The organism is Immundisolibacter sp., assembly GCF_041625615.1.
Classification (GTDB): domain Bacteria; phylum Pseudomonadota; class Gammaproteobacteria; order Immundisolibacterales; family Immundisolibacteraceae; genus Immundisolibacter.
Genome location: NZ_JBFJTF010000115.1, coordinates 1 through 7,367, shown reverse-complemented (window position 1 = coordinate 7,367; position 7,367 = coordinate 1). Strand labels below are relative to the sequence as shown.

Annotated in this window: 8 protein-coding genes; 1 reads left to right on the top strand and 7 read right to left on the bottom strand. The window is 67.7% G+C overall.

Annotated elements, in window-relative coordinates:
* Nucleotides 1-160: 160 nt before the first annotated feature.
* Nucleotides 161-799: a DUF4124 domain-containing protein gene (locus ABYX71_RS09230; protein ID WP_372696210.1), complete on the bottom strand. Its 639-nt coding sequence runs from the start codon at nt 797-799 to the stop codon at nt 161-163.
* Nucleotides 800-821: 22 nt separating this feature from the next.
* Nucleotides 822-1,466 carry an orotate phosphoribosyltransferase gene (pyrE, locus tag ABYX71_RS09225; protein WP_372696209.1) on the bottom strand — a complete coding sequence of 215 codons (645 nt, stop codon included), beginning with the start codon at nt 1,464-1,466 and terminating at the stop codon, nt 822-824.
* A gap of 62 nt (nt 1,467-1,528) precedes the next feature.
* Here pyrE and ABYX71_RS09220 point away from each other — a divergent pair, with 62 nt between their 5' ends.
* Nucleotides 1,529-2,332: an exodeoxyribonuclease III gene (locus ABYX71_RS09220; protein ID WP_372696211.1), complete on the top strand. Its 804-nt coding sequence runs from the start codon at nt 1,529-1,531 to the stop codon at nt 2,330-2,332.
* Here ABYX71_RS09220 and ABYX71_RS09215 read toward each other — a convergent pair.
* From ABYX71_RS09215 to glmS, 5 genes are all read right to left on the bottom strand, one after another.
* Entirely contained in the window at nt 2,277-2,876 is a 600-nt protein-coding gene (locus ABYX71_RS09215; protein ID WP_372696208.1) for an alpha-ketoglutarate-dependent dioxygenase AlkB, read from the bottom strand. The two genes, ABYX71_RS09220 and ABYX71_RS09215, sit on opposite strands and share 56 nt — an antisense overlap.
* Before the next feature lie 35 nt (nt 2,877-2,911).
* Nucleotides 2,912-3,394, bottom strand: a complete 483-nt coding sequence (locus ABYX71_RS09210; protein WP_372696207.1) for a cell wall hydrolase — start codon at nt 3,392-3,394, stop codon at nt 2,912-2,914.
* Between the two features lie 111 nt (nt 3,395-3,505).
* Entirely contained in the window at nt 3,506-4,897 is a 1,392-nt protein-coding gene (locus tag ABYX71_RS09205; RefSeq protein WP_372696206.1) for an NAD-dependent malic enzyme, read from the bottom strand.
* A 23-nt stretch (nt 4,898-4,920) separates the two neighbouring features.
* Entirely contained in the window at nt 4,921-5,898 is a 978-nt protein-coding gene (locus ABYX71_RS09200) for a LysR substrate-binding domain-containing protein (RefSeq protein ID WP_372696205.1), read from the bottom strand.
* An 88-nt stretch (nt 5,899-5,986) separates the two neighbouring features.
* Nucleotides 5,987-7,367, bottom strand: a 1,381-nt coding sequence (gene glmS / locus ABYX71_RS09195; protein WP_372696204.1) for a glutamine--fructose-6-phosphate transaminase (isomerizing), incomplete at its 5' end; no start/stop codon positions are given.

The window sequence follows — 7,367 nt, the reverse complement described above, 5'->3', positions numbered from 1 at the left end:
GGCGCCGCGCGCCAGCTGCAGGGCGCCGACGACAACGCCCGCCGCCTGGGCCTGGCGCCGCAGGTCAGTACCGGTGACATCGACGACGAGGTGTTCACCCACGGCCAGTACCGGCAGTGGCTGCGACTGATGACACAGGCCGGCTGAGCCGGCCCACCCGTCATGGATGGGCGGTGGTCCGCAGGCTGCCGGTCAGCAGCCGGTAGCGGTTGAGGTCGGCAGCGAAACGCTCGACGATCTCGGCATGCTCGGCGCGAATGCGCGCCGCGAACTCGAGCTGCTCGGACAAGTCGTTTTCGGTGCTCGCCCGACGCTCCAGCACAACGGCCGGTGGCGCCCGCCCATCGTCCCGGTACGCGGCGATGGTCGCGTCCACGTCCGCCAGGTTCTGGCGCAGATGACGGATGGTATTTTCGATACCACGCCCGATCCGCTCTAAGTCGCCCAGCTTTCTGTCCCGCAGGCGCAGGATCTCCTGCTCGCTGCTGTAGGCCTGCAGCAGCATGCGGTCGCGATTCTGCTTCGCCAGGTCCGCGCGCCGTGCCCGCGCCGCCTCCTCGGCCTCGACCGCCGCCCGCTGCCGTTGACGGGCCCGCTCGGCCAATTGCTGCGGCGTCAACCGGGGTTCAACCTTCTCCAGCTGCTTGAGCGTACGGCTGTCCAGAACCTCGTAGCCGGCCTGCGCCTGGCCGGGCGGCAGGTTGCTGCTGATGTGCATCACGCCCTGGGCATCGCGATAGCGGAACAGACGGCCGGCATCGGCGGCCTGTGCACTGGCGCACAAGACCACCAGGGTCACCCAAACCAGTACACGGCGTCGGTTATTCGGCTCCGTACTGCGCCCGGTAGGCGCGTATGGCTGCAGCATTGCCCGTGTCTTTGCATTCATATTCAAGGTAATGCACCAGCTCCTTGACGCCCGCCACCGCGATCACGGGCACTCCGTGACGCTCCTGGACCTCCGCCACTGCGGACAGGTCACCCTGCCCCCGCTCCTGGCGATCGAGCGCCACAACCACTCCGGCCAGCGTCGCCCCCGCGTCAGCGATCAAGCGCGCCGAATGCATGACCGACAAGCCGGATGAAATCACGTCGTCCACCACCACCACGCGATCCGCCAGCGGCGCCCCGACGATCACGCCACCCTCGCCGTGATCCTTGGCCTCCTTGCGGTCGAAGGCGAAGGGCAGGTCGCGCCCATGCTCACCGGCCAGGGCGATGGCCGTCGCCGCCACCAGTGGGATGCCCTTGTAGGCAGGCCCGAACAGCATGTCAAACGGCACCCCGGCGCGCACCAGCGCGGCCGCATAAAATCCACCCAGACGCCTCAGGTGTTCGCCACGGTTGAACAGTCCGGCATTAAAGAAATACGGACTGATTCGGCCAGACTTTAGGGTGAACTGCCCAAATTTCAGTACACCGCAGTCGATGGCGAACTCGAAAAACGCGCGCTGATAGCCTTCCACGAACGAATTTTCCCAATCTTTCAGAATGTTACCGGCCACCGCCGGCAGGAGAGTGCATGCCGCTGAAAATCATCACCCTGAACCTGAACGGTATCCGCTCTGCCTGGCGCAAGGGGTTGGCGGACTTTCTGGACCGCGAACAGGCAGACCTGATCTGCCTGCAGGAAACCAAGGCGCAGCGTCCGCAACTGACCGCCGAAATGGTAGCACCCGGCCCCTATCAGGGCTTTTTCCACGACGCCCTGAAACCCGGCTACAGCGGCGTGGGCATCTACACCCGGCGCACGCCGGACCGGGTAGTCGAAGGGCTGGGCTGGCCGGACTTCGACGCCGAGGGACGCTGGCTGCAGGTGGACTACGGCAGGCTCAGCGTGGTGTCGCTGTACCTGCCGTCGGGCTCCAGCAGCGAGGCGCGGCAACAGGTGAAGTTCGACGTCATGGCGCGCCTGACACCCCTGCTGCGCCAGATGCTGGCCGACGGGCGCGAGTGGGTCATCTGCGGTGACATCAACATCGCCCACCACAACATCGACATCAAGAACTGGCGCGGCAACCAGAAAAACTCCGGCTTCTTGCCGGAAGAACGCGCCTGGCTGGACCTGCTGTTCGACGACATCGGCTGGGTGGATGCGTTTCGCGTCGTCAACCAGGAACCCGATCAGTACACCTGGTGGTCCAACCGCGGCCAGGCCTGGGCCAAGAACGTCGGCTGGCGCATCGACTACCAGCTGGTGTCGCCCGGCCTGCGCGATGCCGTGCGCACGGCGCGCATCCACAAGGACGAGCGATTCTCCGACCACGCACCGCTGATCATGGAGTACGACCTGTCGCTGCCGGCGCCAACACCTGACGAAACGTCAGATTGATGCGCGGCCCGACCGCCTGACGCGTCTTCGGCACGGCATGACGCCAGTGGGTCTGCAGCGCGCCGGCCATCACCCACAGATCCCCGTCGCGCAACGGCAAATCCAGCCGGGGCAGGTCGCCACGCCGGCGGTGGCGCAGCACAAAACGCCGTGTTGCCCCGACACTGAGCGAGGCGATCACCGGCTCGGAACCGAGGCTGCCCTCGTCGTCGCTGTGCCAGCCCATGCCATCGGCACCATCGCGGTACAGATTGACCAGCACGCTGTTGAACGGGCGGCCGAGCGCCGCCTCGAGCCTGCGCCGCAGCGCGGCTAACGACGGCAGCCACGGCAGCGGACTCAGCGACTGGCCGGAGTAGGCGTAACGCGCACCGGCGTCACCGTACCAGGCACACAGCCGCGGCGTCGGATATTCACGGCCGTACACGCGGACCCGGTGTTGCTGCCACGGCACCCGGCCGATCAGCTGCTCCAGCAGCGCGTCGGCCTCGGCCGGCTCCACGAAACGCGGCCAGTGCCACAGAGACCCGTCGGCCAGCGGCACACGGCGCGCCGGGGCCGGCGGCTCGAAGGGCGGGTTCAGCGGTAGAAGACGTGGCCGCCGATGTGGGCCACGCGGGTCAGGCGACGCGTCCATGACGGCTTGGTGATCCGTGCCCGCACGAAATACAAGGCGCCATCGGTGGGGTCCTCCAGCCGACCGGCCAGCACCTCCTGCGCCACGTCGAGCGAGGTTTCCCACATGCGGCCGGCACGCGGCTGGTCACTGCGGCCATCGCAGTACCAGCCGAACTGACATGGCCGCTGTTCACCGCCCTGCTGCACCACATCGCACACCCGATCCGGGAAACCGGCTTCACGCGCACGGTTGACCACCACGTGCGCCACCGCGGCCTTGCCCTCGATGCTCTCGCCACGGGCCTCGAAATACACGGCCAGCGCCAGGCAGCGCAACGCCTCGGGCGGCACCTGCGGACCCGCCGCACGTGCCGGCGGCGGCACCGCGACGATCGCCACCAGCAGCCCGAAGATCGCCAGAATTAGCTTGCTTTTCACGTTCATCCCGCTCATGACGGGCCATGACCGACCGGCTTTATACCCTGTCGCCGTCGATTCACCAAACGTGCACGCGCTCCCCGCGGATGCACGACACGGTGCCGGCAGCCCGGGCGTTCAGTGCCGCGCCACGCCGTCGTCGCGTGCCGCCTGCTTGACGGCCTCGGCCACTGCGGGCGCCACCGCCGGATCGAACACGCTGGGGATGATGTAGTCGGGCAGCAGCGCCTGCTCCGGGATCACTTCGGCGATGGCCCGCGCCGCGGCCAGCTTCATGTTGGGCGTCACGCGCCGGGCGCGGCAGTCGAGCGCGCCGCGGAAAAGGCCCGGGAAACACAGCACGTTGTTGATCTGGTTCGGATAATCGCTGCGCCCGGTGGCCATGATGGCGACCAGCGGCAGCGCGACCTGGGGATCGATTTCCGGGTCCGGGTTGGACATGGCGAACACCACCGGATCGCGTGCCATGGCCTTGAGGTCGTCGGCGCCGATCAGGTTCGGCCCCGACAGGCCGATGAACACGTCCGCGCCACGCAGCACGCTGTGAAGGTCTCCCGCCTCGTCATGCGGGTTGGTGCGCTCCAGATACGCCTGCTTGGCCGAATTCAGGTCACGGCGCGTGCGCGACAGGGCGCCGCCACGATCGCAGCCGATGATGTTGCTCACGCCCAGCTCGAGCAGTATCTCGGTACAGGCCGTGCCGGCGGCGCCGACCCCGGCGACCACCACCTTCAGGTCCTCGGCACGCTTGCCGGTGAGCTTGAGGGCGTTCAGGAAAGCCGCCGCCAGCACCACCGCGGTGCCATGCTGGTCATCGTGAAAGACCGGAATATCGAGCGCTTCCTGCAGACGGCGCTCGATCTCGAAGCAGCGCGGCGCCGCGATGTCTTCGAGGTTGATGCCACCGAAGCCGGGGGCCAGCGCGGTCACCGCGGCGATCACCGCCTCGGTGTCCTGCGTGTCGAGACAAATCGGGAACGCGTCGACGCCGGCAAACTCCTTGAACAGCTGCGCCTTGCCCTCCATCACCGGCATGGCGGCCAGTGGCCCGATGTTGCCCAGCCCCAGCACCGCCGAGCCGTCGCTCACGACAGCCACGGTATTGCGCTTGATGGTGAGGTTCCAGGCCGCTGCGGGATCGGCCGCAATGGCCCGGCACACGCGCGCCACGCCCGGCGTGTAGACCATCGACAGCTGGTCACGGGTGCGCACCGGGGTCTTGCTGTTGATCTCGATCTTGCCGCCCAGGTGCAGCAGGAAGGTGCGGTCCGACCAGCTGGCCACTTCCACGCCAGGCACCTGCGACAGGGCCGCCACAACCCGCTCGGCATGGGCCTCGTCGAGGGTCTCGATGGTGACGTCGCGCACCGTGTGCTCGGCGTCGGCACGCACGATGTCGATGGCGCCGACATCACCGTCCTGGTCGCCAACCGCCTGCAGCGCCTTGGCCAGCAGCCCGGGGCGACTGTCCAGGTGCAGACGAACGGTGATGGAGTTACTCGCAGTCATGAAATGTCCGTGTTGAAGTCGCTTCAGATCATTGCCGCCGGCGCGGTGGTGGCAATCAGCGCCGCAATGGCCTGTGGATCGCGCAGCGCGCGCGCCTCGTCGACCACATCGCGCGTCAGGTGCGGCGCCAGCAGGGCAATGAAGTCATACACATAGCCGCGCAGGAAGCGCCCCGGCGCGAGCGCCACGTGCACGCGACCGTGCGGCAACAGGGTGCCGGCTTCCAGCGCCACCAGGTCGGTATCGGTAGCGGCATCGAACGCTGCCGCCGCCATCAGGCCGACGCCAAGCCCCTCGCGCACATAGCGCTTGAGCACCGACGTATCGACCGCGGTCAACGCCAGGCGCGGGTTCAGACCGGCGTCGGAGAAACAGTTCTCCAGCGCCGAGTGTCCGTCAAAGGCAAAGCTGTAGGTGACCAGCGGGTACTCGGCGATTGCCGACAGCGTGAGCGGCGCCCGCTGTGTGAGCGGGTGACCCACCGGGCAAAACACGGCATAGCGCCAGGAGGCCACTGGCAACAGCACCAAGCGCGGATACAACGACGCCTGGTCAGTCGTGACCAACAGATCCACGTCCTCCTGCTCGGCCATGTCGGCCAGTTGCAGGGGGGTGCCCTGGAGCAGGTTCAACCGCACCTGCGGATAGCGGCGGTGAAAGGTACTGAGCACCGGCGGCAGTACGAACCCGGCCTGGGTGTGGGTGGTGGCGATGCCGAACGCGCCCTGCTGCGGCGCGGCGAAATCCTGGGTCACGCGCCTGATGTTGTCGGCCCGGGCCAGGATTTCCTCAGCCTGGGCCAGTACCGCCCGCCCGGCCGCAGTGAGGCCGACGAACTGCTTGCCACGGCGCTCGAACAGCTCCACACCCAACTCCTGTTCGAGCAGGCGAATCTGCTTGCTGACGCCAGGCTGGGAGGTGAACAGGCGCGCGGCGGCGGCCGACACGTTGAGGTTGCGCCGCACGATCTCGGTCAGGTAGCGCAGTTGTTGTAGTTTCACGGCCGAGACCTCAAAAGCACCCTGCCCGCAGGCAGTTAGGACGGCGGATGATCATCGTGGCCGAGCCACGCCGGGCGCCTGCCTGCACCTACTCCACCGTGACCGACTTGGCCAGGTTGCGCGGCTGGTCGACGTCGGTACCGCGAATCAGCGCCACGTGATAGGCCAGCAACTGTAACGGCACGCTGAACAGAAGCGGTGCCAGGTGGCGAATCCCGTCGGTGGACACATCGACCAGCGTCAGACCGCGGTCGGCCAGATCGGCGGCCGCCTCGGCGAAAACCAGCAGCCTGCCACCGCGGGCACGCACCTCTTCCATGTTCGACTTGAGCTTCTCCAGCAGCGGGTCGCTGGGCGCCACAGCCACGACGGGCATGTCGGCATCGACCAGCGCCAACGGACCGTGCTTGAGCTCTCCGGCGGCGTAGGCCTCGGCATGGATGTACGAAATTTCCTTCAGCTTGAGGGCGCCTTCCTGCGCCACCGGATACTGAACCCCGCGCCCGAGAAACAGCGCGTGGTGCTTGTCGGCAAAGTCCGGTGCCAGTGCGGCCACGGCCGCATCCAGCGCCAGTACCGCCTGCACCGCGGCCGGCAGGCGACGCAGCTCATCGACCAGCGCGGCCTCGGTCTGCGCCGACAGGCGATGGCGACGACCGAGGGCCACCACCAGCAGCATCAAGGCCGTCAGCTGGGTGGTAAAGGCCTTGGTGGAGGCGACGCCGATCTCCGGGCCGGCGTGGGTCATCAGCTTCAGGTCGGCCTCGCGCGTGAGGGAACTTTCCGGCACGTTGCAGATGGCCAGCGTGTGCGCGTAACCGCGCCGGCGACCCTCGCGCAGCGCCTCCAGCGTGTCGGCCGTCTCGCCAGACTGAGAGATGGCCACCAACAGCGCATCGGCCGGCACGGTACCGTCGCGATAGCGGAATTCGGACGCGATCTCCACCTGGCACGGCACGCCGGCCAGTGCCTCCAGCCAGTAGCGCGCCACACACCCGGCGTGATAGCTGGTGCCGCAGGCAACGATGCGCACCTCGCGCACGCGATCGAAGATGGCGGTCGCGTCGGTTCCGAAGGCTGCCTCCAGCACCCGGTTCTCGCCCAGCCTGCCGTCGAGTGTGTCGGCAATGGCCTGCGGCTGCTCGAAGATCTCCTTTTGCATGTAGTGGCGGTAGGGTCCGCGCTCGGTCGCGGCGGCCGACAGGGTGCTGCGCTGCACCGGGCGCTCGACCGGGCGCCCGTGCACGTCGATCACGCGCACGGCGCCGATGCGCACCTCGGCCACGTCACCGTCGTGCAGGAACACCAGATCACGGGTGAACGGCAGCAGGGCGGCCGCGTCCGACGCCAGATACACCGCGTCCTTGGCCACCCCGATCACCAACGGACTGCCGCGCCGGGCAGCGATCAATCGATCCGGCTCGGCACCGCTGAGCACGCCGATGGCGAACGCGCCCTCGAGCTCCAGC

Coding starts and splice junctions, on each gene's coding strand:
- ABYX71_RS09210 (WP_372696207.1), bottom strand. CDS start 3,394: ATGAACGTGAAAAGCAAGCTAATTCTGGCGATCTTCGGGCTGCTGGTG.
- ABYX71_RS09205 (WP_372696206.1), bottom strand. CDS start 4,897: ATGACTGCGAGTAACTCCATCACCGTTCGTCTGCACCTGGACAGTCGC.